We start from the raw sequence: 23342 nt of genomic DNA, 5'->3' as shown, positions 1-23342 counted from the left end.
GCGAGCGCCAGGCGCGCGCCGGTCGGGGCCGGGGAACGCCGACGGCCGGCCACCCCGAGGGGTGACCGGCCGTCGGTGACTGCCTGCGGGCGCGAGCCCGCGTGCGTCAGTTGCCCGTGAGCTTCTCGCGAAGCGCCGCGAGCGCCTCGTCCGACGCGAGGGTGCCGGTGGCCTCCTCGGTCGAGGACGAGTAGGTCGACGGCACCGGGCCCGCCGAGGAGGACGACGAGGACGAGGACGACGAGGCCGTCGACGACGAGGAGCTGGACGCACCCTCGGTCGTGGCCTCGAGGTCCGCGCGGGTCGCCTCGGACACCTGCTTGCGGTGCGCCTCCCAGCGCTCGTGCGCGGCCGCGTACTGGGCCTCCCACGTCTCGCGCTGCGACTCGAAGCCCTCGAGCCACTCGTTGGTGGTCGGGTCGAAGCCCTCGGGGTACTTGTAGTTCCCCTGCTCGTCGTACTCCGCCGCCATGCCGTACAGCGCGGGGTCGAAGTCGTCCGACTCGGGGTCGAAGCCCTCGTTCGCCTGCTTGAGCGACAGCGAGATCCGGCGACGCTCCAGGTCGATGTCGATGACCTTGACGAAGACGTCGTCGCCGACCTGCACGACCTGCTCCGGGATCTCGACGTGGCGCACGGCCAGCTCCGAGATGTGCACGAGGCCCTCGATGCCGTCCTCGACGCGCACGAACGCACCGAACGGGACGAGCTTCGTGACCTTGCCGGGCACGACCTGGCCGATGGCGTGCGTCCGGGCGAACGCCTGCCACGGGTCCTCCTGCGTCGCCTTCAGCGACAGGGAGACGCGCTCACGGTCGAAGTCGACCTCGAGCACCTCGACCGTGACCTCCTGGCCGACCTCGACGACCTCGGACGGGTGGTCGATGTGCTTCCAGGACAGCTCGGAGACGTGCACGAGGCCGTCCACGCCGCCCAGGTCGACGAACGCACCGAAGTTGACGATCGACGAGACGACACCGGGCCGCACCTGACCCTTCTGCAGCGTCTGCAGGAAGGTGGAACGGACCTCGGACTGCGTCTGCTCGAGCCACGCACGACGCGACAGCACGACGTTGTTGCGGTTCTTGTCGAGCTCGATGATCTTCGCCTCGATCTCCTTGCCGACGTACGGCTGGAGGTCGCGGACACGGCGCATCTCGACGAGCGAGGCGGGGAGGAAGCCGCGCAGACCGATGTCGAGGATGAGGCCACCCTTGACGACCTCGATGACGGTGCCGGTGACGACGCCGTCCTCCTCCTTGATCTTCTCGATCGTGCCCCACGCGCGCTCGTACTGCGCCCGCTTCTTGGACAGGATCAGCCGGCCCTCCTTGTCCTCCTTCTGGAGGACCAGGGCCTCGACCTGGTCGCCGACCTGGACGACCTCGCCGGGGTCGACGTCGTGCTTGATCGACAGCTCACGGGACGGGATGACGCCCTCGGTCTTGTAGCCGATGTCGAGGAGGACCTCGTCGCGGTCGACCTTGACGATCGTGCCCTCGACGATGTCACCGTCGTTGAAGTACTTGATGGTGGCGTCGATCGCGGCCAGGAAGTCCTCGGCCGAACCGATGTCGTTCACCGCGACCTGCGGCGTGGCGGGCTTCGCGGGGGTGGAGATGCTCATGTAGTGGTGGGCTCCGTTGCGGACAGGAAGTAGTACGGACGTGGGATGGGTGGCACCGCGACGTGCGTGCGGTGTCGAGACGGTCAACCACGCCCTGCGCCCGGCTGTTCCGGGGAGTCGCTCCCCCGGGCATCCCGACGAAGGCGCGCGGCACCGCCGTCCACCTTATCGGTGGACATGGGGACAGGCAAAGACGCGGTCAGGCCAGCGCCCGCGCGACGTGCAGGAGGTCCTGCGGCACGTACTTCACCTTGCCGGCGACCTCCTCGATGGGCACCAGCTCGACGCGCTCGCCGTGCACCGCCGTCATCACGTTGCTCGTGCCCCCGTCGATCGCGTCGATCGCCGCGACGCCGAAGCGCGAGGCGAGGATCCGGTCGGCCGCGGTCGGCGTGCCGCCGCGCTGCGTGTGCCCCAGGACCGTCACGCGCGTGTCGAAGCCCGTGCGGCGCTCGATCTCGCCCTTGAGCCGCTCGCCGATGGCACCCGCGACGATCTCGCCGAACTGGCCGACCTGCGTCTCGTAGTGCATGGACGTGCCCTCGGCGGGCACGGCGCCCTCGGCCACCACGAGGATCGAGAAGCTCGCGTGGGCGCGGTGGCGGTGCTTGAGGAAGCGCTCGATGCGGTCGATGTCGAACGGCTCCTCGGGTGCGAGCACCAGCTCGGCGCCGCCGGCGATGCCGGACGTCACGGCGATCCACCCGGCGTGCCGGCCCATGACCTCGACGATCATGACGCGGTTGTGCGACTCCGCGGTCGTGTGCACGCGGTCGATCGCCTCCGTCGCGATGCTCACGGCGGTGTCGAAGCCGATCGAGGCGTCCGTCGCCCAGACGTCGTTGTCGATCGTCTTCGGGATGCCGACGATCTTGACGCCCGCCTCGGCGATCTTGCTCGCCGCGTGCAGCGTGCCGTCGCCACCGATGCAGATGAGCGCCTCGATGCGCTCCGCCTCGAGCGTCGCGAGCGCGGCGTCGAGGCCACCGTCGGCGGTGTGCGGGTGGTACCGCGCCGTGCCGAGCAGCGTCCCGCCCACCGGCAGCACGTTGCGGATGTGCTGGCGCGTGAGCGGCATGACGTCGCCGTCGACGACGCCCTTCCAGCCGTTGCGGAAGCCGATGATGGTGTGCCCGTGCTCCCCCTCGCCGCGCTTGACGACGGCACGGATGGCGGCGTTGAGGCCGGGGACGTCGCCGCCGCCGGTGAGCAGTCCGACTCGCACGCTGGTGAGCTCCTCGTCAGGTGGACGGCGCGCCGTGTGCGCGCGCCGTCGCCAGACTATCGAGCGTCCGGCGCGGCGCCTGCGCCCTCGGTCCCGACCGGGCGCACCCTGCCCGGGGCGGCCGGTCAGGCCGTCCGGCTGAGGTCGAGGTCGCGGCCCGGGATGGCGTCGAGGAGCGTGCGCGTGTACTCGGTCCGAGGACTCTCGAACACCTCCTCGACCGAGCCCTGCTCCACGAGCCGCCCGCCCTGCATGACGCACACCTCGTCGGCCACCTGCCGCACGACCGCGAGGTCGTGGCTGATGAACAGGTACGACAGCCCCAGCCGCTCCTGCAGGTCCACGAGCAGGCGCAGGATCTGCGACTGCACGATGACGTCGAGCGCGGACACGGCCTCGTCGCAGACGACGAGCTCCGGCTCGAGCGCGAGCGCCCGCGCGATCGCGACGCGCTGACGCTGCCCGCCCGAGAGCTCCGCGGGGTACCGGCGCAGCAGCTCCGCCGGTAGCGCGACCTGCTCCATGAGCTCGCGCACGCGGGCGCGCCGCGAGCCGCCGTCGCCGATGCCGTGCGCGCGCAGCGGCTCCTCGATCGTCCGGTAGATCGTGAACAGGGGGTCGAGCGACGCGTACGGGTCCTGGAAGATCGGCTGCACGCGACGCCGGAACGCGACCTCGGCCGCGCGGTCCTTGCGACCGACCTCGACCCCGTCGAACCGGATCGTGCCCGAGGTCGGCTCCAGCAGGCCGAGCATCATGCGCGCGACCGTGGACTTGCCCGACCCGGACTCCCCCACGACCGCCACGGTGCGCCCCCGCGGCACGACCAGGCTGACGTCGTCGACCGCGGTGAAGTCGGCGCCCCGCCCCAGCAGCCCCTTGCCGCGCAGGCGGAACACCTTGGTCACGTGCTCGACCTCGACGATGCGTTCCGCGTCGGTCGCCGGTGCGTCGTGCGCGGCCGGCGTCGCGAGCAGGTCGTCGCCCCCCGCCACCGCCACGACGGCACCCGCGCGAGCCAGCTCCGCCCGGCGGGAGGCCAGCGACGGCGCGGCGGCGATGAGCCGGCGCGTGTACTCGTGCTGCGGGTCGGCGAGCAGCTCGCGCGCCGGCCCCTGCTCGACGACCTCACCGCGGTACATCACGACGATGCGGTCGGCGCGCTCGGCGGCCAGCCCCAGGTCGTGCGTGATCAGCAGGACCGCGACGCCGAGCCGGTCGGTGAGGTCGGTGAGCCCGTCGAGGATGGTGCGCTGCACCGTCACGTCGAGCGCCGAGGTGGGTTCGTCGGCGATGAGCAGCTGGGGGCGCGCGGCGAGGCCCATGGCGATGAGCGCGCGCTGCCGCATGCCCCCCGAGAACTCGTGCGGGTACTGCTGGGCGCGCCGCCGGGCGTCCGGCAGGCCGGCTTCCTCGAGCAGCTCGAGCGTGCGCGGACGGACGTCCCTGCCGCTCACGACGCCGTTGTCGACGAGCGTCTCGTCGATCTGGTGGCCGACCCGCCGGACGGGGTTGAGGTTGGACATCGGGTCCTGCGGGACCATCCCGATCCGCGTCCCGCGCAGCCGGTGCATGGCGTCGGGGCCGAGCGTCGTCAGGTCCTGCCCCTCGAGGAGGATCTGCCCTCCGGTCACCGACCCGTTCTCCGCCAGGAGGCCGATCACGGCCGCGGCGGTCGTCGACTTGCCGGAGCCGGACTCCCCCACGACCGCGACCGTCTCGCCCGCGTGCACGTCGAACGACACGCCGCGCACGGCGACGGCCGGGCCGGCGTCGGTGCGGAACGTCACCTCGAGCTCGCGGATGCGCAGCAGGGGGTCACCCGCCGGGGTGCCGGGAATCGTGCTCGCCGTGGTCACGTCAGCGCCTCCTCGAACGCGGGTCGAGGGCCTCGCGCAGCGCCTCGCCGAACAGGGTGAAGCCGAGCGCCGTCACGGAGATGCAGATGCCCGGCCACAACGCGAGCCGCGGGGCGATCTCCAGCTCGTTCTGCGCGGCGACGAGCATGCGGCCCCACTCGGCCGTGGTCGGCGAGCCGCCGCCGAGGCCGAGGAACGACAGCGCTGCGGCCTCGATGACCGCCGTCGCGAGCAGCAGGGTGGCCTGCACGATCACCGGCGAGACGCTGTTGGGCAGGATGTGGCTCATCGTCACGGTCCGGCGGGACAGGCCGAGCGAGCGGGCCGCCAGCACGTAGTCCTGCCCGCGCTGGGCGAGCATCGACCCGCGCAGCAGCCGGGCGAACACCGGCACCTGCACCACACCGATCGCGATGACGACGGACGACGGCGTCGGGCCGGCGACCGCGGCGATGGACACCGCCAGGAGCAGGCTCGGCACGGCGAGCATGAGGTCGACGAAGCGCATGGCGAGCGAGTCGACCCACCCGCCGAACGCACCCGCGAGCAGGCCGACGAGCATGCCTCCCGCGAGGCCCAGCAGGGTGGACAGCACCCCGATCAGCAGCGAGGCCCTCGCCCCCCAGACGAGCTGCGACAGCACGTCGGCGCCGTACCTGTCCAGGCCGAGCGGGTGGCCGGCCGACGGGCCGGGGATGAACGTGGGCCGCACCTCGGCGCGGCCGGGCAGCTCACCCGCCGCGTACGGCGCCAGCAGCGGCGCGAGCAGCGCGACGAGCACGAAGGCGACCACGATGACCGCGCCCACGATCGCACCCGGGTTGCGGACCAGGCGTCGCAGCGCCACGCGTCCCAGCGACTCACCGGCGCGACGGTCCTCCGCGAGCCCGGCGCCCGCGTCGACCGGCGGCTGGGGGACCTCGTACACCTCGGGTGCGCTCATCGTGCCCTCATCCTCGGGTCGATCAGTCCGTAGGAGACGTCCACCGCGAGGTTGACCAGCGCGTAGACGATCGCGATGAGCAGGATGAAGCCCTGCAGCACCGCGTAGTCGAGCGCGAAGATCGCGTCCGACAGGAACTTGCCGATGCCGGGGTAGGCGAACACCGTCTCGGTGAGCACCGCGCCCGACAGCAGCAGCCCGACCTGCAGGCCGATCGTCGTCGACACCGGCAGCATCGCGTTGTGCAGGATCACGCGTCCGCGCAGGTGCCCGCGCGTGAGGCCCTTCGCGCGCGCCGTCCGGACGAAGTCGGCGTGCTGGACGTCGATCACCGACGCACGGGTGATGCGGGCGATGATCGCCAGCGGGATCGAGCCGAGCGCCACCGCCGGCAGCAGCAGGTGGACGACCGCGTCCCAGCTGGCGTCCCACTCACGCGTCAGCAGGCCGTCGAGCACGTAGAAGCCGGTCGGGTGCGTCGCGATCATCGCCGGGTCCTGCCGCCCCGAGGACGGGAACCACCCGAGCTGCACGGCGAAGAGCCACTTGAGCAGGAAGGCGAGGAAGAACACGGGGATCGTCACGCCGAGCAGGGAGATGACGACGGCGGCGTGGTCGACCGTGCGGCCCTGGTGCCGGGCCGCGAGGTAGCCGAGCGGGATCCCGACGCCCACCGCGACGAGGAGCGCCACGAGCGACAGCTCGATCGTCGCGGGGAAGCGCGCCAGGAACTCCTCGAGCACCGGTCGCCCGGTCCGCGTGGAGGCCCCGAAGTTGCCCTGGAGCAGCTGCCCGAGCCAGGTGACGTACTGCTCGGGCAGCGGCCGGTCGAAGCCGTAGAGCTCGTTGATCCGCTCCACCGCCTCGGGGGTGGCGCGCTCCCCCAGGAGAGCCGTCGCCGGCCCTCCCGGGAGAGCGCGCACCCACAGGAACAGCAGGATCGACAACCCGAACAGGGTCGGGACGAGCAGGGCGAGTCGTCGCAGGACGAGTCGGGTCATCGGGTGCCGTCGCTCCTCAGTCGCCGAGGGTCACGACGTTGAAGACCTCGTCCTGGACGGGCGAGGCCGGGTAGCCGTGCACGTCCGGCTTGAACGCGAGCGACGGGACGGGGTGCGCGAGCGGCACACCCGGCAGGAACTCCATGATCGCCGCGTTGGCGTCCTCGTACGCCGTCTGCTGCTCGTCGGGGTCCGCGACGTAGCGCGCGTCGTTGACGGCCTGGAAGAGCTCGGCGTTGTCGAAGCCCCACTCGTTGGACGCGCCGCCGAAGAAGACACCGATGAAGTTGTAGGTGTCGTTGTAGTCGCCGGTCCACCCCAGCAGGTGCAGGCCGTGCTCGGAGCCGCCCTGGATGGTGTCGAGGTACTCCGGGTTCCACGGCGCGGGCACCGGGTTCACGGTGATGCCGACGGCCTCGAGGTCGGCCTCGACGGCGGTGAAGACCTGCTCCGGGGTCGGCATGTACGGGCGCGAGACGTTCGTCGGGTAGTTGAAGTCGATCGTGAGCCCCGACTTGCCGGCGTCGGCGAGCAGCTGGCGCGCCTTGTCCGGGTCGTACTCGTACGTCGCCACGTCCTCGTTCCAGCCGACGACCGACGGCGGGACGAAGTTCGTCGCGACCTCGGTGCCCTCGGGCAGCGTCTGCGCGACGAGCGCCTCCTTGTTGACCGCGTGCGCGATCGCCTGACGCACCCTGACGTCCGCCAGGTCGGGGTTCGCCTGGTTCATGCCGAGGTACAGGATGTTGAAGGGGTCGCGGTTGACGATCTGGAAGCCGGCCTCCTCGAGCGCGGAGACGTCCGCGGGGCCGACGAGGTCGTAGCCGTCGATGTCGCCGGCCTGGAGCGCCTGCCGGCGTGCGGTCGCGTCCGAGATGATCGGGAAGACGATCCGGCGGACCTGGCCCTGCTCGCCCCAGTAGTCCTCGTTGGCCGTGAGCACGACCTCCTCGCCCGGGCTCCAGGACTCGAACACGTACGGGCCGGTGCCGGTCGGGTGCGCCGTGGCGTACTCGGGCAGCACCGGGGTGTCGCCCTCGCCGGTCACGTTGTCCGCGTCGTACTCCTCGAGCGCCGTCGGCGACTGCATCGAGAACGACGGGAGCGACAGCGCGGCCACGAGCTCGGGCAACGGGCTCCGCAGCGTGATGACGGCGGTGCCGTCGTCGGGTGCGGCGCACGACTCGTACTTGCCCGTGCCGTTCAGCGACTCGACGTCGCTGGTCGCGAAGCCGCCGTTGACCTTCTGCCAGTAGTACGAGAGCGACTCGGACTGCGCCACGCCGGTGAGGTTGTTCCACCGCTCGAAGTTGGCGCAGACGGCCTCGCCGTCGAACGGCGTGCCGTCGTGGAAGGTCACGCCCTCCTTGAGGTCGAACGTGTACTCGAGGCCGTCCTCGCTGACCTCCCACGACTCTGCCAGGAGCGGGGCCGGGTCGGCCGTGCCGGGCTCGACACCCACGAGGCCCTCGAAGATCTGCCGCGCCACGCGGAACGACTCGCCGTCGTTCGCGAAGGCGGGGTCGAGCGACGCCGGATCGGACGACGCCGCGAAGATGAACGTGCTGCGGCCCTCGCCGGTCGCTCCGTCCGTGGCGCCGCCACCGGAGTCACGGTCGCTCGCGGCGCACGCGGACAGGGCGAGCCCCACCACGACAGCACCGGCGACCATCTGCCACCTGGTCTTCACTGATCAGCCACCTCTCTGACGGGCACGACGATCGCGCCTCGCGGGACCCGGCGAACGCTAGGTGTGCGTTGTCACGCCGTTGTTACGCACTGGTACGGATTCCGCATCGGACAGACTGGACGTGTGGACCACGAATCGGGCGACGACACGCTGGCCAGCGCGGGTTTCCTGCGCGTGCCCGACGAGCAGGGCGGCCGCGCGGCCCGCCGGTGGTGGGACGCCAACGCCGGGGAGTACCTCGCGGAGCACGGGGACTTCCTCGGGGACGTCGACCTGCTGTGGTGCCCGGAGGGCGTGCGCGAGTCGCAGGCCCGGCTGCTCGGCGACGTCGCGGGCGCGCGCGTGCTCGAGGTCGGCGCCGGCGCGGCGCAGGGCACGCGGTGGCTCACCGCCGCCGGGGCCCACGCGGTCGCGACCGACGTCTCACACGGGATGCTGGCGGCCGGGGCGGCCGCCACCGGCGCGGGCCGCGGGCGTGTCCCGCTCGTGCAGGCCGACGCCCGCGCCCTGCCGTTCGCCGACGCCACGTTCGACGTCGTCTTCACCGCGTTCGGCGCGCTGCCGTTCGTGCCCGACCCGCACCGGGTGCACGCCGAGGCCGCCCGGGTGCTGCGCCCGGGCGGACGCTGGGTGTTCTCGGTGACGCACCCCGTGCGGTGGGCATTCCCGGACGACCCGGGGCCGGGCGGGCTCACGGCCACGCGCTCCTACTTCGACCGGCGCCCGTACGTCGAGCAGGCCGCCGACGGCCGCGTGCTCTACGCCGAGTACCACCGCACGCTCGGCGACCACGTCGCCGACCTCGTGGGCGCCGGGTTCGTGCTCGACCGCCTCGTCGAGCCCGAGTGGCCGGCGGGCCACGAGCGGGTCTGGGGCGGCTGGGGCCCCGTGCGGGGGCGCGTGCTCCCCGGGACCGCGATCTTCGTCACGCACCTGCCCGCCGCCGGCTGAGCCGGTCGCGTCGCCGGGCGCACCCGCGGGCACGGCGGGCGCCCGGCGGGCCGTCCGCCCGCCCCGCGGGTGCGGGACGGGCGGACGCGCGGCACGGTCCGGTCAGTGCGGCGTCGCCTTCTCCGCACCGGCGCCGGTCAGGGAGCGGACCTCCATCTCGGCGAACTTCTCCGGGTCGGGCTGCTCCTTGCTCAGCAGCGTCCCGACGATGCCGAGCAGGAACGCCAGCGGGATCGACACGATGCCGGGGTTCTCGAGCGGGAAGATCGCGAAGTCCACCGAGGTGTCGCGGATCATGGACAGGCTCTCCCCCGTCGCGGCGTCGACCTTGCCCGAGACCACGGGCGAGAACGCGATGAGGACGAGGCACGACACGAGCCCGCCGTACATGCTCCACAGCGCACCGGCCGTGTTGAACCGCTTCCAGAACAGCGAGTAGATGATCGTCGGCAGGTTCGCCGAGGCCGCCACGGCGAACGCGAGCGCCACGAGGAACGCGACGTTCTGGCCGTTCGCGAAGATGCCGCCGAGGATCGCCAGGGCGCCGATCGCCACGACGGTGATGCGCGCGACGCGCACCTCCTTGTCGGGCTCGACCTCGCCGCGCTTGATGACCGACGCGTAGATGTCGTGCGCGAACGACGCCGCCGCCGTGATCGTCAGGCCGGCGACCACGGCGAGGATCGTCGCGAACGCGACCGCCGAGATGATCCCGAGCAGGAGCACGCCCCCCAGCTCGTAGGCCAGCAGCGGCGCGGCGGAGTTCGCACGGCCCGGGGCGGACGCGATCCGCTCGGGGCCGACGAGTGCGCCGGCGCCGTACCCCAGCACGAGCGTGAACAGGTAGAAGATGCCGATCAGCCAGATCGCCCACACGACGGAACGGCGCGCCTCCTTCGCCGACGGCACCGTGTAGAAGCGCATCAGCACGTGCGGCAGGCCCGCCGTGCCGAGCACCAGCGCGAGCGCCAGCGAGAGGAAGTTGAGCTGTGTGAGGGCCGACGCGCCGTACTGGCGTCCCGGCTCGATGAGCGTCTCGCCGCCCTCGCCCGCGACGTCGATCGCGCCCTGCAGCAGCTCGGACAGGTTGAACCCGAACCGCGCGAGCACCCAGACCGTCATGACGCCGGCACCCACGATGAGCAGGATCGCCTTGATGATCTGCACCCAGGTGGTGCCCTTCATGCCGCCGACGAGCACGTAGAGGATCATCAGCGTGCCGACGACCGCGATGACGACGCCCTGCGCCGCGGCGGTGTCGAGGCCGAGGAGCAGGGCCACGAGACCGCCGGCGCCGGCCATCTGCGCCAGCAGGTAGAAGAAGACGACCGCGAGCGTCGAGATCGCGGCCGCCATGCGCACCGGACGCTGCCGCAGCCGGAAGGACAGGACGTCGGCCATGGTGAAGCGGCCGGTGTTCCGCAGCAGCTCGGCGACCAGCAGGAGCGCCACGAGCCACGCCACGAGGAACCCGATGGAGTACAGGAAGCCGTCGTAGCCGTAGATCGCGATCGCACCGCAGATGCCGAGGAACGACGCCGCGGACAGGTAGTCCCCGGCGATCGCGGTGCCGTTCTGCGGTCCGGTGAACGAGCGCCCGGCCGCGTAGTAGTCGGCCGCGCTGCGGTTGTTCCGCGAGGCGCGGAAGACGATCACCAGCGTCACGAGGACGAACGCCCCGAAGATCGCGATGTTGACGACCGGCTCGCCGATCTGCTCGGCCGGTGCCGTCGCCGCGGGCAGCACGCCCGCCAGGACCGTGCCGCTCATGCCCGGCTCCCCTCGGCGCCGCGCACGGCGGCGGTGCCGCCGACGGTGCCCAGCTCGATCTCGTCACGCAGCTGGGCCGCGACCGCGTCCTGCCGGTTGTTCGCCCACCGGGCGTAGATCATCGTGATGGCGAACGTGGAGACGAACTGGCCGAGCCCGAACAGCAGGCCGACGGTCACGTTGCCCGCCACGCGCTGGCTCATGAAGTCGTGCGCGTAGTTGGCCAGCAGCACGTAGGCGAAGTACCAGACGAGGAACAGCGCGGTCATCGGGAAGACGAACCGGCGAAACCTTCGACGTAGGTCCTGGAACTCGGGCGAGCGCTGTACGCGCTGGTAGTCGGTCTCCTGGTGGATCTCGGACACAGCCACCTCCGCAGGTCGTGGTGGCTCCGTCGCCACGCAGGCGCAACTGTGGCGCAGATCAGGCTGACATTCCAGACACCCGGGGCACCGGGATCCCCGAAAGTCGCCCGAAACCGCGACTCCCGTCACCCGGTACGGTGACGGGAGCCGCGGTGCAGGTCAGTGCCCCGCCTCGTGCCAGCTGGTCCCGACGCCCACCGACACGTCGAGCGGGACGTCGAGGGGGCCGTCGGGCACGGCGTCGCCGGCGCGGCCCATCTGCTCGCGCACGAGCGCCTCGACCTCGTCGCGCTCCCCCGCGGCGACCTCGAGGACGAGCTCGTCGTGCACCTGCAGGAGCATCCGGGACGTGAGCCCGCGCCGGCGCAGCTCGCCGTCCACGCCGAGCATGGCGACCTTGATGAGGTCGGCCGCGCTGCCCTGGATGGGTGCGTTGAGGGCCATGCGCTCGGCCATGTCGCGGCGCTGGCGGTTGTCGCTGGTGAGGTCCGGCAGGTACCGCCGGCGACCGAGGATCGTCGCCGTGTACCCGGTCGCGCGCGCCTGGTCCACGACCCCGCCGAGGTAGTCGCGGACGCCCCCGAACCGGGAGAAGTAGTCCGCCATGAGGGCCGACGCCTCGGAGACCTCGATCGACAGCTGCTGCGAGAGGCCGTACGACGACAGGCCGTACGCGAGGCCGTAGCTCATCGCCTTGATCTTCGACCGCATCGCCGCCGTGACCTCGTCGGTGGGCACGTCGAACACCCGCGAGCCCACGTAGCTGTGCAGGTCCTCCCCCGAGCGGAAGGCGTCGATCAGGCCCTCGTCCCCGGACAGGTGCGCCATGATCCGCATCTCGATCTGGGAGTAGTCCGCGGTGAGCAGGGTCTCGTAGCCGGGGCCCACCACGAAGGCGCGGCGGATCTGGCGGCCGGCCTCCGTCCGGATCGGGATGTTCTGCAGGTTGGGGTCGGCGGACGACAGCCGCCCGGTCGCCGCGATCGTCTGCTGGAACGTCGTCCGGATCCGGTCGTCGGCGCCGACCGAGCGCAGCAGACCCTCGACCGTCTGCCGCAGGCGGATGGCGTCCCGGTGCGCCAGCAGGTGCTCGAGGAACGGGTGCTGGGTGCGCGCGAACAGGTCCGTGAGCGCGGCCGCGTCGGTGGTGTACCCCGTCTTGATCTTCTTCGTCCTCGGCATGCCCAGCTGGTCGAACAGGACCTCCTGCAGCTGCTTCGGCGACCCGAGGTTCACCTCACGCCCGATCACGGCGTACGCGTCGGCCGCGGCGGCCTGCACCTGGGAGTCGAAGTCGCGCTCGAGCGAGGTGAGGTACGCGTGGTCCACGGCGATCCCGGTGCGCTCCATGCGGGCCAGGACGGCCTGCAGGGGCAGCTCGAGGTCGCTGAGCAGGCCCGTGGCTCCCCGGTCCGCGACCTCCTCGGCCAGCACGTCGACGAGGTCGCGCACCGCTGCGGCACGGACCGCGGCCCGGCGGCCCTCGTCGGCACCGTCGACCTCGAGGTCGAGCGCGCCCTGGCCCGCGGACGAGGCGTCGTCGGCGGTCAGCTCCCGGTGCAGGTAGCCGATCGCGAGGTCGGGCAGGTCGTACGCGCGCCGGTCGGGCTGGCACAGGTACGCGGCGAGCTCGGTGTCGAACGCCACGCCCGCGAGGGGGAGGCCGCGCCCGTCGAGGGCGTGCCACGCCTCCTTGGCCGCGTGCAGCGCCTTGGGCCGCGCGGGGTCGGCGAGCCACGCCGCCAGCGCCTGCTCGTCCGCGGGGCCGATCTCGGCCAGGTCGTACGCGACCCCCTGCCCCTGCGCGTCGGCGACCGCGACGCCCCAGGCGTCGCCGCGTCCCGGGCTCCCGGTCCCGCGCACGTCCAGGCCGAGCAGCGCGTCGCCGCGCTCCGCCAGCCACGCCGACAGCTCGCCGGCACCCACCTCGACGAGGTCGAGCGCGGCCGCGGTGGCGACGCGCTCCTCGCGCGCCTCGTCGGGCAGCATCGCGAACAGCCGGTCGCGCAGGGTCCGGAACTCGAGCTCGTCGAGGACGGCGTGCAGCTCCTGGCGGTCCCACGGCCGCACGGCGAGGTCCTCGGGGCCCACGGGCAGCTCGAGGTCGACGAGGAGGCGGTTGAGCTCGCGGTTGAGCTGCACCTGGGCGAGGTGCGCGCGCAGGGACTCGCCCGCCTTGCCGCCGATGGCGTCCGCGTGCGCCACGACACCCTCGAGGCCGTCGTACTGCGTCACCCACTTGGCCGCCGTCTTCGGCCCGACGCCCGGGACGCCGGGCAGGTTGTCGCTCGTCTCCCCGACGAGCGCCGCGATGTCGGGGTACCGCTCGGGCGGGACGCCGTACTTGGCCTCCACCGCCTCGGGTGTCATCCGGGCCAGCTCCGAGACGCCCTTCACGGGGTACAGGACCGTGACCGACGGCCCGACCAGCTGGAAGGCGTCGCGGTCACCGGAGCAGATCGCGACGTGCATGCCGGCCGCGGTCGCCTGGCCCGCCAGCGTGGCGAGGATGTCGTCCGCCTCGAACCCGGGCTTGTCGAGCACCTGGACGTGCATGGTCGCGAGGAGCCGCTTGATGATGTCGACCTGGCCGCGGAACGGCTCCGGCGTCGCGTCACGGTTGCCCTTGTACGCCTCGTAGCGCTCCGTGCGGAACGTGGTGCGGCCGGCGTCGAACGCCACCGCGACGTGCGTCGGCTCCTCGTCGCGCAGCAGGTTCGCCAGCATCGAGGTGAACCCGAAGACGGCGTTGGTCGGCTGGCCGGTCGACGTCGCGAACTTGTCGACCGGCAGCGCGAAGAACGCCCGGTACGCCATGGAGTGGCCGTCGATGAGGAGGAGGCGGGGGGTGGTCGGTGGCTGCACAGCGGTCACGGTGCCAACCTATCGGCCATGTCCGACACCGCCGGTCCCGCCGCCGCCTCCCCCGCTCCCGCCTCCGTCACGCCCGACTTCCCGATGCCGGCCGTCGACGGCACCCTGCTCGCCCGCATGGGCATCGAGGTCACCCACGTCGACGCCGACGGCGCGACCGGCACCATGCCGGTCGCCGGCAACACGCAGCCGTACGGCCTGCTGCACGGCGGCGCGTCCGCCGTCCTCGCCGAGACGCTCGGCTCGCTCGCCGCCCAGGCGCACGCCGGGCCGGGACGCTCCGCCGTGGGCATCGAGCTCAACGCGAGCCACCACCGCTCCGCGCGGTCGGGGACCGTGACCGGGCGCGCGACGGCGCTGCACCGCGGACGGTCGCTCGCGACCTACGAGGTCGTCGTCGAGGACCCGGACGGCCGGCGCGTCTGCACGGCGCGCCTGACGTGCATGCTCATCGACCGGGCCTGACGGACGTCGCCCGGCGGCTCGGCGGCGGCCCGCCCCCGCGCGCGCCGGCGGCGCTCGATCAGGTCCTCCAGCCCGCGGGCCGCCGCGCCGCGCGCACCCACCAGGGCGCCGGCGTCCTGGTGGAGCCGGCGCTGCAGCACGGCGGTCGAGACGTGCCGGTGCGCCGCCGCGGGGGCGAAGCCGACACGGGCCAGGAAGCGCTGCATGCCCCGCGCACCGGGCAGCGGCGAGGCGTACACGTCGGCGGCGCCGGCCTCGTCGGCCAGCGCCGTCACGGCCGCGAGCAGCGCGTGCCCGATGCCGCGGCGCCGCAGCTCCGGGCGCACGAACACCGCCTCCAGGGCGAGCACGGCGGCGTCGGTGAACAGTCCCGGCCCCATGAGCCGGCACAGGAGCAGCCCCGCGGGCGCGCCGTCGCACGTCGCGACGAGGACGGCGCCGCCCTCGACGGAGCCGAGGGCGGACAGCTGCTCGCGCAGCCGGCCGCGGTCGTCGCTGCAGAGCTGGGCGCCGACACCGGCCTCCGCACGCGCCTCGAGGCAGAGGTCGACGAGCGCGTCGAGGTCCGGCGCCTGTGCCGGACGGACCTGGATGCCTGGCCGCACGGTGGGCCTCCCGGGGACGGTGGAGCGGATCGGACGGACGGTGCCGGTCTCCCCCGGGCCCGGCCCACCTCCGATCATGGACCACCGGACGGACACGTGCCTAGCCCCACGGGGGCGACGGCCGCGTCGACCTGGACACACGCCCATCCCGGGGTGCTCCGGGCGGGCGACGCGCGCACCGATACCGTCCCGGACCTCGCGTCCGCGTAATGAACAGGACACAATCCGTGCCTATCGTCCTGCCACCCGGCGGGCGCCGGCTCATGACCACCTGCTCCAGCGCACCGAGCGCTCGTGCCACCACCCAGGACGGAGGTCCCCGTGCGAGCACTCGCATGCCTGGACCGGACCGTCGCCGTGCGGCGCGGAGGGGCAGTTCTCCTGCTCCTCCTCGTGCTCGCCCTGACGACGTCCGTCGTCGCGGCGCCCGCGCGCGCGGCAGCCGCACCGTGCACGCCCGACGCCACCACCGCGTGCCTCAACGTCACCGTGACCTCGCCGGGCGTCGGCCCGGCCGCGGGCGTCACCGTGACCGTCGAGGGCGGCGGGGCGACCGCCGAGGCGACGACCGGCGCCGACGGGCGCGCGTCCGTCCCGGTGACGGAGGCGGGCGACTACACCGTCACCGTCGACGAGTCGACCCTCCCCGCGGGCACGGTCCTGCGCGACCCCGCCGCCAACGCGGCGACCGTCCCGGTCGTGCTCGGGCGCTCGGCGGGGCGGATCTTCCAGGTCGTCCCCCCCGGCGCCGAGGGCGGCGACAGCGGCCCGGCGCCGGCGGCGACCGACGGCGGGACGTCGCAGTCGCCCGGCGGGGGCGGTGCGGGGACCGCACCGGCGGACGAGACGGGCGAGGGCACCGAGGCGAGTGCCGGTCCGGGCACCAACCGCTACGCGCAGCTCGTGCTCGCCGGCCTCGTGTTCGGCATCCTGCTGGCCCTCGCGTCGCTGGGCGCGAACCTCATCTACGGCACGACCGGCCTGTCGAACTTCGCGCACGGCGAGCTCGTCACCCTGGGCGGCATGACGGCGTTCATGGCGGTCCAGTGGTGGGACCTGCCGCTGTGGCTCGCGATCGTGGTGGCGACGACCGCCGGGGCGCTGGTCGGGTGGCTGCTCAACCGGCTGATCTTCGCGCCGCTGCGCCGCCGCGGCGTCGGGATCACGCAGCAGATGATCGTGACGATCGGCCTCGCGCTGGCAGGGCTGTCGCTCTTCCTCTTCGTGTACGGCGCCCAGCCCGCCCCGATCGTCTCCGGCATCTCGGCGCGCATCCAGATCGGCCCCGTGCAGATCTCGGGCCAGTCCCTGCTGTCGGTCGGCGTCGCGGTCGTCGTGCTCGCCGCCGTCGCTCTCACGCTGTCGCGCACGCGGCTGGGACGCGCCACGCGCGCCGTGTCCGACAACCCCGCCCTGGCCGCGGCGACCGGCATCAAGGTCGAGGCGATCATCGGGGGCGTGTGGGTCGTGTCGGCCGCGCTCGCCTCCCTGGGCGGCGTGCTGCTGGCGCTCTACCTCAACTCGACCCGGTTCAACTTCGGGTCGACGCTGCTGCTGCTGATGTTCGCCGCCATCACCCTCGGCGGGCTCGGGTCGCCGCTGGGTGCCGTCGTCGGCGCCGTCGTCATCGGCCTGGTCGTCGAGCTGTCGACCATCGTCCTGCCCAGCGACATGCGTTACGCGAGCGCGCTCGTGATCCTCATCCTCGTCCTGCTCATCCGGCCGCAGGGCATCCTCGGTCGCGCCGAGCGCATCGGCTAGCGGGAGGTCGACCCCATGGACTTCGGGCAGCTGCTCACCAACGTCCTCACCGAGATGACCGGGCCGACCGCGATCGCGTACGCGCTCGCGGCGATCGGTCTGAACATCCACTTCGGGCTCACCGGCCTCATCAACATGGGCCAGGCCGGCTTCATGCTGCTCGGCGCGTACGGCTTCGCGATCTCGACGATCGCCGGCGCCCCGCTCTGGCTCGCCTTCCTCGTGGCGATCGGCGCCGCGATCGTCTTCGCGCTCCTGCTCGGGCTCCCGACGCTCAAGCTGCGCGGCGACTACCTGGCCATCGTCACGATCGCGGCCGCCGAGATCGTCCGGATGGTCGGACGCTCGACCGCCCTCACCGACCTCACCGGTGGCGCCGAGGGCCTGACCGGCAACAGCTTCAAGAGCACGTTCCAGGACGCGTCACCGTTCCCCGACGACCGGTGGGCGCTCGGGCCGATCACGCTCTCCACGAACGCGTCGAACAGCTGGTGGCTGCGCATCGTCGGCTGGCTGGTGGTGGCCCTCGCCTGCCTGCTCGTCTGGCGCCTCGTGCACAGCCCGTGGGGTCGTGTCCTGCGCGGTATCCGCGAGGACGAGGACGCCGTGCGCGCGCTCGGCAAGAACGTCTACTCCTACAAGCTGCAGGCCCTCGTGCTCGGCGGTGTGTTCGGCGCCCTCGGCGGTGTCGTCTTCGTGCTCGCCAGCTCCGTCCAGGCCGACTCGCTGGGACGCCCGGTCACGTTCAACACCTGGACGATCCTGCTGCTCGGCGGGGCCGCGACCGTCTTCGGGCCGGTCCTCGGGTCCCTGCTCTTCTGGGGCTCGCTGGTCTTCGTCCGCGGCTTCCTGCGCGGCGCCGTCGGCGACGTGCTCTCGGTCCAGCAGGTCGAGCAGATCGGCTGGGTGCTCGTGGGCGTCACGCTCATCCTGCTCATCGTCTTCCGCCCCCAGGGGATCCTGGGCGACAAGAAGGAGCTGGCGATCAATGCCCGCTGAGCACGTGGTCGACCAGGCCCGCAGCGACCTCCAGCAGGTCGCACGCACCCCCGGCGTCGCCAAGCCGGACGCCCTGCTCGTCGCGGACGGCGTGCGCCGCAGCTTCGGCGGCGTCAACGCCGTCGACGTCGAGCACCTCGAGGTCCAGCGACACGTCATCACCGCGCTGATCGGCCCGAACGGCGCCGGCAAGACCACCTTCTTCAACCTCATGACGGGCTTCGACCGTCCCGACACCGGCACGTGGCTGTTCGACGGGACGCCGCTCAGCGGGGTCGCCGCCTCCCGCGTCGCCACCGCGGGGATGGTCCGCACGTTCCAGCTGACGAAGGCGCTCGCGCGCATGACGGTGCTCGAGAACATGCGTCTCGGCGCGCGCGACCAGCCCGGGGAGAACCTGTTCACCGCGCTGGTCAAGCCGGTGTGGGCGCCGCGCGAGCGCGCGATCACGGACAAGGCGATGTCGCTGCTCGAACGGTTCAAGCTCGACACCAAGAAGGACGACTTCGCCGGCTCGCTGTCCGGCGGGCAGCGCAAGCTCCTCGAGATGGCGCGTGCGCTCATGTCCGACCCGGCGCTCGTCATGCTCGACGAGCCGATGGCCGGCGTGAACCCGGCCCTGACGCAGTCGCTGCTCGGCCACATCACGGACCTGCGCGACTCCGGCACCACCGTGCTGTTCGTCGAGCACGACATGCACATGGTGCGGCACATCTCGGACTGGGTCGTCGTCATGGCCCAGGGCCAGGTCGTCGCGGAGGGGCCGCCCGCGGCCGTCATGGCCGATCAGGCCGTCATCGACGCCTACCTCGGCGCGCACCACGACACCGACCTCGGTGACGACGCGCTGCTCGAGGAGGGCGGCGTCATCGACGCGGAGGCGGAGGCCGAGGCCGACGCGGAGGAGAAGAAGCCGTGACCGAGACCACTGCACCCGTCGTGCACCGCGGCGCCCCGGCCGGGGAGCCGCTCCTGCACGCCGACGACCTCGTCGCCGGCTACCTGCCCGGCGTCAACATCCTCGAGGGCTGCTCCCTCGTCCTGCACCCCGGGGAGCTCGTCGGCATCATCGGCCCCAACGGCGCCGGCAAGTCGACGCTGCTCAAGGCCCTGTTCGGCCTCGTCGGGATCCGGTCGGGGCGCCTGACCCTGCAGGGCGACGACATCACGAACCTGCGCGCCGACGCCCTCGTGCGGCGCGGGGTCGGCTTCGTCCCGCAGTCGAACAACGTCTTCCCCAGCCTGACCATCGAGGAGAACCTCCAGATGGGCGTCTTCCAGACGCCCCAGAAGTTCCACGAGCGTCTTGAGGTCGTGCTGCACCTGTTCCCCGAGCTGGTGAAGCGGCGCAAGCAGCGCGCCGGCGCGCTGTCCGGCGGCGAGCGCCAGATGGTGGCCATGGCGCGTGCGCTCATGCCGGAGCCCTCGGTGCTGCTGCTCGACGAGCCCTCCGCGGGCCTGTCCCCCGTCCGGCAGGACGAGGCGTTCCTGCGCACGCGGCGGATCAACAAGGCCGGGGTGTCGGTCGTCATCGTCGAGCAGAACGCACGCCGGGCCCTGCAGATCTGCGACCGCGCCTACGTGCTGGACCAGGGGCGCAACGCGTACTCCGGCCGCGGGCGGGAGCTCATGCACGACCCCAAGGTGATCGAGCTCTACCTCGGCACGCTGGCCACCGACGTCGACGCGGCGCGGGACGCGGAGGCGCCGCCCGCGCCGCGGGCCGAGCCTCGCTCCGGCGACACCGCGCGCTGACGGGCCCGCCAGGGCCCCGAGCCGCCCCTGCGCGGACCGCACGACGCACGAGAGGGCCCCCGGGAGCTGACGCTCCCGGGGGCCCTCTCGTCAGCCCCGCTGATCAGCTCGCGGGGACCTCGCCCTCCTCCGAGCGGCTGAACGTGTACGTGTTGTCGCCACCGAACTTGTAGATCCCGATGAACGCCGACGACGGGTCGTTCGCCTCGTTGAACGGACCGACGCCCGACACCGCCTGGTACGCCACGTCCTCACCGGCCTCGATGAGGTCGGCGCACTCCTGGAACCCGGTGCACTCCTCGCCGCCGTCCGCACCCGAGACCGCCGCCAGGTTCGCCTGGATCGTCTCGCCGTCGGACGCGCCGCCCTTGAGTGCCGCCAGCGCGGCGAGGATGGTCGCGTCGTACGACTCCGGACCGTAGGAGTACTCGGAGAGCTCCGGGTCCACCTCCAGCATCCGGGCCTGGAACTCCTCCGACGGGAACGCACCCGGCAGGGTGCCCTGCGCGCCCTCGAGCGTCCCGGCGGGGAAGCCGGTCTCGCCCTCGGTGCCGAAGTTCTGCAGGTTGCCGTCGACGAAGTACGTCTTGCTCATGTCCCAGCCCTGCGCGACGAGCTCGCGCACGACGAGCGGGGTCTGGTCCGTGAACGCCAGGATCGCGATGGCGTCCGGGCTGGACGCGATCGCGTCGCCGACGATGGTCGAGAAGTTCTGCTCGGCTGGGTCGAACTCCTGCCCCTCCGCGCCGTAGACCACCGTCCCGCCGGCGTCCGTCACGACGCCCGCGACCACGTCGCGCAGCGACGTGCCGTAGGAGTCGTTGAAGACGAGGATGCCGACGTTGCTGGCGCCGTCCGAGATGATGAGGTTGCCGAGCACGTCGCCCTGGACGGAGTCCGGCGGCGCGGTGCGGAAGTAGAAGTCGGAGTACCCGGACAGGTTCGTCGCCGTGTTGGCCGGCGAGATCTGCACGACGCCGGCGCCCGTGATGTCGTCGACGACGTTGAGCGTCACCGAGGACGACGCGGCACCGATCACGACCGAGGCGCCGGCGGAGATGAGCTCCTGCGCCGAGGCCGTCGAGACCGGGGCGTTGTTCGCGTCGGACGAGTCCGTGTGCGTGACCTCGACGTCGGCGCCGAACAGGCCGCCGGCCTCGTTGATCTCCGCGATGGCGAGGTCGACGCCCGCGATCTCCGGCGGGCCGAGCTGCGCGAGCGAGCCCGTGACGGGGAGGAGGGTGCCGATGTGCAGCGGCTCACCGCTTCCGCTGCCGGAGTCCGTCGTCTCACCGCCGCCGGCCTCGTCGGTACCGCCCGAGCAGGCAGTGAGCGCGAGAACGAGCGCGCCGGTCACTGCCACGGCACGTCCTGCGTGTGTCCTACGAATCATGCGTGGTACCCCTCTGTGAGCACTGCACCCACCGGACCCGGACGCGGGACACGGCGATGTGGCGCGAAGGTACTCATGGTTTGTGTCCGCGATGTGAATGGCAATGTCTCGCCGCGATGTCGTTGCGGACTTGTGACCAACTGCGCGAGCCCGGCCGGCACGAGGTGCCGACCGGGCTCGCCACGGTCGCGGTGCGGGGCCCCCTCAGGAGGAGGCGCCGCCCACCTGCTCGATCACGGCGTCGGCGACCTCGCGCATCGTCAGGCGGCGGTCCATCGACGTCTTCTGGATCCAGCGGAACGACTCCGGCTCCGTCAGGCCCATCTTCGTCATGAGCAGGCCCTTGGCGCGGTCCACGCGCTTGCGGGTCTCGAACCGCTCCGCGAGGTCGGCGACCTCGGACTCGAGCGCGGTGATCTGCGAGTAGCGCGAGATCGCGATCTCGACGGCCGGCAGGAGGTCCGCGGGGCTGAACGGCTTCACGACGTACGCCATCGCGCCGGCGTCACGCGCCCGCTCGACGAGCTCGGTCTGCGAGAAGGCCGTGAGGAGCACGACCGGCGCGAGGTGCGCCTTGGCGATGCGCTCCGCGGCGGAGATGCCGTCGAGCACCGGCATCTTGACGTCCATGACCACCACGTCCGGCTTCAGCTCGGTCGCGAGCTCGACGGCGCGCTCGCCGTCCCCGGCCTCGCCCACGACCTCGAAGCCCGCCTCCGTGAGCGTCTCGACGACGTCCATCCGGATCAGGGCCTCGTCCTCCGCGACGACGGCACGACGCGCCGGTCGACCGCCGGCCGGTCGCGGCGCGGCGGGGGCCGGCTCGCCGGTCGGGAGGTCCAGGCCGCGAGCGGCGTCCTCGGTGGGCTCGGGGGTGGCGTCCGTGGTCACGAGCACAGCGTAGTGCTCCCTCCGGGTGGGCCGCCGGTACGGCGCCGTGGTCGTCGTCACGTGGGCCCGGCGAGGGCGCGGCCGGGGCCGGCGGAGCACCGGCCGCCCCGGCCGCACGCGCGTGCACGTGCCCCCGGAGGGACTCGAACCCTCACGCCTCGCGGCGCTCGATTTTGAGTCGAGTGCGTCTGCCGGTTCCGCCACGGGGGCCTGCGTGCGCACGAGCCTAGTGCCCGCGCGGCGGCGTCGCGGTCCGCCACCGGGCCACCGGCCGGCGCTCCCCCGTCGACGACGTGCACCGGCTCGCGACGCGGACGCGCGGGCGCCACCCGCCCCGCCTACGGTGGCGCCCAGGAGGTGCACCATGCTGACGACCGACGTCGCACCCGGGGTCCACCGGCTCGCGCACGCCTACGTGAACTGCTACCTCGTCGAGGGTGACGACGGGCGCCTGACGATCGTCGACACCGGCCTGCCCGACACCTGGCCGCTGCTGGGTCACGCCGTCCGTGCCCTCGGCCGGCGCCCGGACGACGTCGCGGCCGTGGTCCTCACCCACGCGCACTTCGACCACACGGGCTCGGCCGCCGCGGCGCAGCGCCGGCTCGGCGTGCCGATCTGGGTGCACCCCGAGGACGCCACGCTGGCGGCCCACCCCTACCGGTACCTGCACGAGCGCCCGCGCGCCGCGTACCCGGTGCGCCACCCGCTCGGCCTCGTGCCGCTCACGGCCATGCTCGCGGCGGGCGCGTGGCGCGTGCGGGGCGTGACCGGCACGACGCCCATCCGCCCCGACGAGGCGCTGCCCGTGCCGGGCGGGCCGCGCGTCGTGCTCTCCCCCGGCCACACCCTCGGGCACGTCGCCCTGCACCTGCCCGACCGCGACGCGCTGATCTCCGGCGACGCGCTCGTCACGCTGGACCCGTACACCTACGGTCGGGGCCCGCAGATCGTGGCGGGCGCCGCCACGGCGGACAGCGCGCAGGCGCTCGCGTCGCTCGACGCGCTCGCCGCGACGGGGGCCGGGGTCGTGCTGCCCGGGCACGGCGACCCGTGGACCGAGGGCATCGCGTCGGCGGTCGAGCACGCGCGCCGGGTGGGCCCGCACTGACGACGCCCCGCCCGGACGGGGCGCCGTCGCCCCGCGGCGCGCCCGCGTCGGCCCCCG

19 protein-coding genes and 1 tRNA gene are annotated in these 23342 nt (G+C 72.8%); 7 read left to right on the top strand and 13 right to left on the bottom strand.

Translation table 11 applies throughout. The features are described 5' to 3' along the window. Window positions 1-106: 106 nt before the first annotated feature. The 6 genes from rpsA to E5225_RS07880 form a co-directional block, all read right to left on the bottom strand. Window positions 107-1627, bottom strand: a complete 1521-nt coding sequence (rpsA, locus tag E5225_RS07905) for a 30S ribosomal protein S1 (RefSeq protein ID WP_135971767.1) — start codon at window positions 1625-1627, stop codon at window positions 107-109. 199 nt (window positions 1628-1826) lie between these two features. Beyond that, the gene (locus E5225_RS07900; protein ID WP_135971766.1) at window positions 1827-2852 is read right to left on the bottom strand and encodes a 6-phosphofructokinase; all 1026 of its coding nucleotides are present in this window, start codon (window positions 2850-2852) and stop codon (window positions 1827-1829) included. Between the two features lie 125 nt (window positions 2853-2977). Continuing rightward, window positions 2978-4711, bottom strand: a complete 1734-nt coding sequence (locus E5225_RS07895) for an ABC transporter ATP-binding protein (RefSeq protein ID WP_135971765.1) — start codon at window positions 4709-4711, stop codon at window positions 2978-2980. 1 nt (window position 4712) lies between these two features. Next, window positions 4713-5654: an ABC transporter permease gene (locus tag E5225_RS07890; RefSeq protein ID WP_135971764.1), complete on the bottom strand. Its 942-nt coding sequence runs from the start codon at window positions 5652-5654 to the stop codon at window positions 4713-4715. Then, on the bottom strand, window positions 5651-6655 hold the full coding sequence (locus E5225_RS07885) for an ABC transporter permease (protein WP_135971763.1): 1005 nt from the start codon (window positions 6653-6655) through the stop codon (window positions 5651-5653). Before E5225_RS07885 ends, E5225_RS07890 begins: the two co-directional genes overlap by 4 nt. 16 nt (window positions 6656-6671) lie before the next feature. Beyond that, on the bottom strand, window positions 6672-8327 hold the full coding sequence (locus tag E5225_RS07880; protein ID WP_135971840.1) for an ABC transporter substrate-binding protein: 1656 nt from the start codon (window positions 8325-8327) through the stop codon (window positions 6672-6674). 141 nt (window positions 8328-8468) lie between these two features. Here E5225_RS07880 and E5225_RS07875 point away from each other — a divergent pair, with 141 nt between their 5' ends. After that, window positions 8469-9296 (top strand): class I SAM-dependent methyltransferase, encoded by an 828-nt coding sequence (locus E5225_RS07875; RefSeq protein WP_135971762.1) that lies wholly within the window; start codon window positions 8469-8471, stop codon window positions 9294-9296. A gap of 102 nt (window positions 9297-9398) precedes the next feature. On the opposite strand, the gene E5225_RS07870 is transcribed toward E5225_RS07875, so the two are convergent. From E5225_RS07870 to polA, 3 genes are all read right to left on the bottom strand, one after another. Beyond that, on the bottom strand, window positions 9399-11066 hold the full coding sequence (locus tag E5225_RS07870) for a solute symporter family protein (protein ID WP_135971761.1): 1668 nt from the start codon (window positions 11064-11066) through the stop codon (window positions 9399-9401). Next, on the bottom strand, window positions 11063-11431 hold the full coding sequence (locus E5225_RS07865) for a DUF485 domain-containing protein (protein ID WP_135971760.1): 369 nt from the start codon (window positions 11429-11431) through the stop codon (window positions 11063-11065). The genes E5225_RS07870 and E5225_RS07865 overlap by 4 nt, the downstream gene beginning before the upstream one ends. A gap of 159 nt (window positions 11432-11590) precedes the next feature. Then, the gene (polA, locus tag E5225_RS07860; RefSeq protein WP_243738014.1) at window positions 11591-14248 is read right to left on the bottom strand and encodes a DNA polymerase I; all 2658 of its coding nucleotides are present in this window, start codon (window positions 14246-14248) and stop codon (window positions 11591-11593) included. Between the two features lie 75 nt (window positions 14249-14323). On the opposite strand from polA, the gene E5225_RS07855 reads away from it, so the two are divergent. Beyond that, a complete protein-coding gene (locus E5225_RS07855) occupies window positions 14324-14770 on the top strand; it encodes a PaaI family thioesterase (protein WP_135971758.1) in 447 nt (148 codons plus the stop codon). Here the strand turns inward: E5225_RS07855 and E5225_RS07850 are convergent. Beyond that, window positions 14689-15375: a GNAT family N-acetyltransferase gene (locus E5225_RS07850; RefSeq protein WP_135971757.1), complete on the bottom strand. Its 687-nt coding sequence runs from the start codon at window positions 15373-15375 to the stop codon at window positions 14689-14691. The genes E5225_RS07855 and E5225_RS07850 overlap by 82 nt on opposite strands. Window positions 15376-15696: 321 nt before the next feature. Here E5225_RS07850 and E5225_RS07845 point away from each other — a divergent pair, with 321 nt between their 5' ends. The 4 genes from E5225_RS07845 to E5225_RS07830 are packed head-to-tail and all read left to right on the top strand — an operon-like array spanning window position 15697 to window position 19890. Continuing rightward, window positions 15697-17136: a branched-chain amino acid ABC transporter permease gene (locus E5225_RS07845; protein ID WP_243737999.1), complete on the top strand. Its 1440-nt coding sequence runs from the start codon at window positions 15697-15699 to the stop codon at window positions 17134-17136. A gap of 15 nt (window positions 17137-17151) precedes the next feature. Then, window positions 17152-18135 carry a branched-chain amino acid ABC transporter permease gene (locus E5225_RS07840; RefSeq protein WP_135971755.1) on the top strand — a complete coding sequence of 328 codons (984 nt, stop codon included), beginning with the start codon at window positions 17152-17154 and terminating at the stop codon, window positions 18133-18135. Beyond that, window positions 18125-19054: an ABC transporter ATP-binding protein gene (locus E5225_RS07835; protein ID WP_135971754.1), complete on the top strand. Its 930-nt coding sequence runs from the start codon at window positions 18125-18127 to the stop codon at window positions 19052-19054. The genes E5225_RS07840 and E5225_RS07835 overlap by 11 nt, the downstream gene beginning before the upstream one ends. Next, window positions 19051-19890, top strand: a complete 840-nt coding sequence (locus tag E5225_RS07830) for an ABC transporter ATP-binding protein (protein ID WP_135971753.1) — start codon at window positions 19051-19053, stop codon at window positions 19888-19890. Before E5225_RS07835 ends, E5225_RS07830 begins: the two co-directional genes overlap by 4 nt. 103 nt (window positions 19891-19993) lie before the next feature. Here the strand turns inward: E5225_RS07830 and E5225_RS07825 are convergent, their stop codons facing one another. From E5225_RS07825 to E5225_RS07815, 3 genes are all read right to left on the bottom strand, one after another. Further along, window positions 19994-21283 carry an ABC transporter substrate-binding protein gene (locus E5225_RS07825; protein WP_135971752.1) on the bottom strand — a complete coding sequence of 430 codons (1290 nt, stop codon included), beginning with the start codon at window positions 21281-21283 and terminating at the stop codon, window positions 19994-19996. A gap of 204 nt (window positions 21284-21487) precedes the next feature. Then, window positions 21488-22174 (bottom strand): ANTAR domain-containing response regulator, encoded by a 687-nt coding sequence (locus E5225_RS07820; protein WP_135971751.1) that lies wholly within the window; start codon window positions 22172-22174, stop codon window positions 21488-21490. A gap of 128 nt (window positions 22175-22302) precedes the next feature. Beyond that, window positions 22303-22384: transfer RNA gene (locus tag E5225_RS07815), tRNA-Leu, on the bottom strand. Window positions 22385-22538: 154 nt separating this feature from the next. Between E5225_RS07815 and E5225_RS07810 the strand changes: the two genes are divergently transcribed. Next, complete coding sequence (locus tag E5225_RS07810; RefSeq protein ID WP_135971750.1) at window positions 22539-23285, top strand: MBL fold metallo-hydrolase; 747 nt, start codon at window positions 22539-22541, stop codon at window positions 23283-23285. Window positions 23286-23342: the final 57 nt, after the last annotated feature.

The sequence above is a fragment of the Cellulomonas shaoxiangyii genome (assembly GCF_004798685.1).
GTDB classification, from domain to species: domain Bacteria; phylum Actinomycetota; class Actinomycetes; order Actinomycetales; family Cellulomonadaceae; genus Cellulomonas; species Cellulomonas shaoxiangyii.
The sequence above is the reverse complement of the archived record's forward strand: the minus strand, read 5'-3'. Positions and strand labels throughout refer to the sequence as shown.

Coding starts and splice junctions, on each gene's coding strand:
- rpsA (WP_135971767.1), bottom strand. CDS start 1,627: ATGAGCATCTCCACCCCCGCGAAGCCCGCCACGCCGCAGGTCGCGGTG.
- E5225_RS07890 (WP_135971764.1), bottom strand. CDS start 5,654: ATGAGCGCACCCGAGGTGTACGAGGTCCCCCAGCCGCCGGTCGACGCG.
- E5225_RS07885 (WP_135971763.1), bottom strand. CDS start 6,655: ATGACCCGACTCGTCCTGCGACGACTCGCCCTGCTCGTCCCGACCCTG.
- E5225_RS07880 (WP_135971840.1), bottom strand. CDS start 8,327: ATGGTCGCCGGTGCTGTCGTGGTGGGGCTCGCCCTGTCCGCGTGCGCC.
- E5225_RS07870 (WP_135971761.1), bottom strand. CDS start 11,066: ATGAGCGGCACGGTCCTGGCGGGCGTGCTGCCCGCGGCGACGGCACCG.
- polA (WP_243738014.1), bottom strand. CDS start 14,248: ATGGCGTACCGGGCGTTCTTCGCGCTGCCGGTCGACAAGTTCGCGACG.
- E5225_RS07855 (WP_135971758.1), top strand. CDS start 14,324: ATGTCCGACACCGCCGGTCCCGCCGCCGCCTCCCCCGCTCCCGCCTCC.
- E5225_RS07840 (WP_135971755.1), top strand. CDS start 17,152: ATGGACTTCGGGCAGCTGCTCACCAACGTCCTCACCGAGATGACCGGG.
- E5225_RS07835 (WP_135971754.1), top strand. CDS start 18,125: ATGCCCGCTGAGCACGTGGTCGACCAGGCCCGCAGCGACCTCCAGCAG.
- E5225_RS07825 (WP_135971752.1), bottom strand. CDS start 21,283: ATGATTCGTAGGACACACGCAGGACGTGCCGTGGCAGTGACCGGCGCG.
- E5225_RS07810 (WP_135971750.1), top strand. CDS start 22,539: ATGCTGACGACCGACGTCGCACCCGGGGTCCACCGGCTCGCGCACGCC.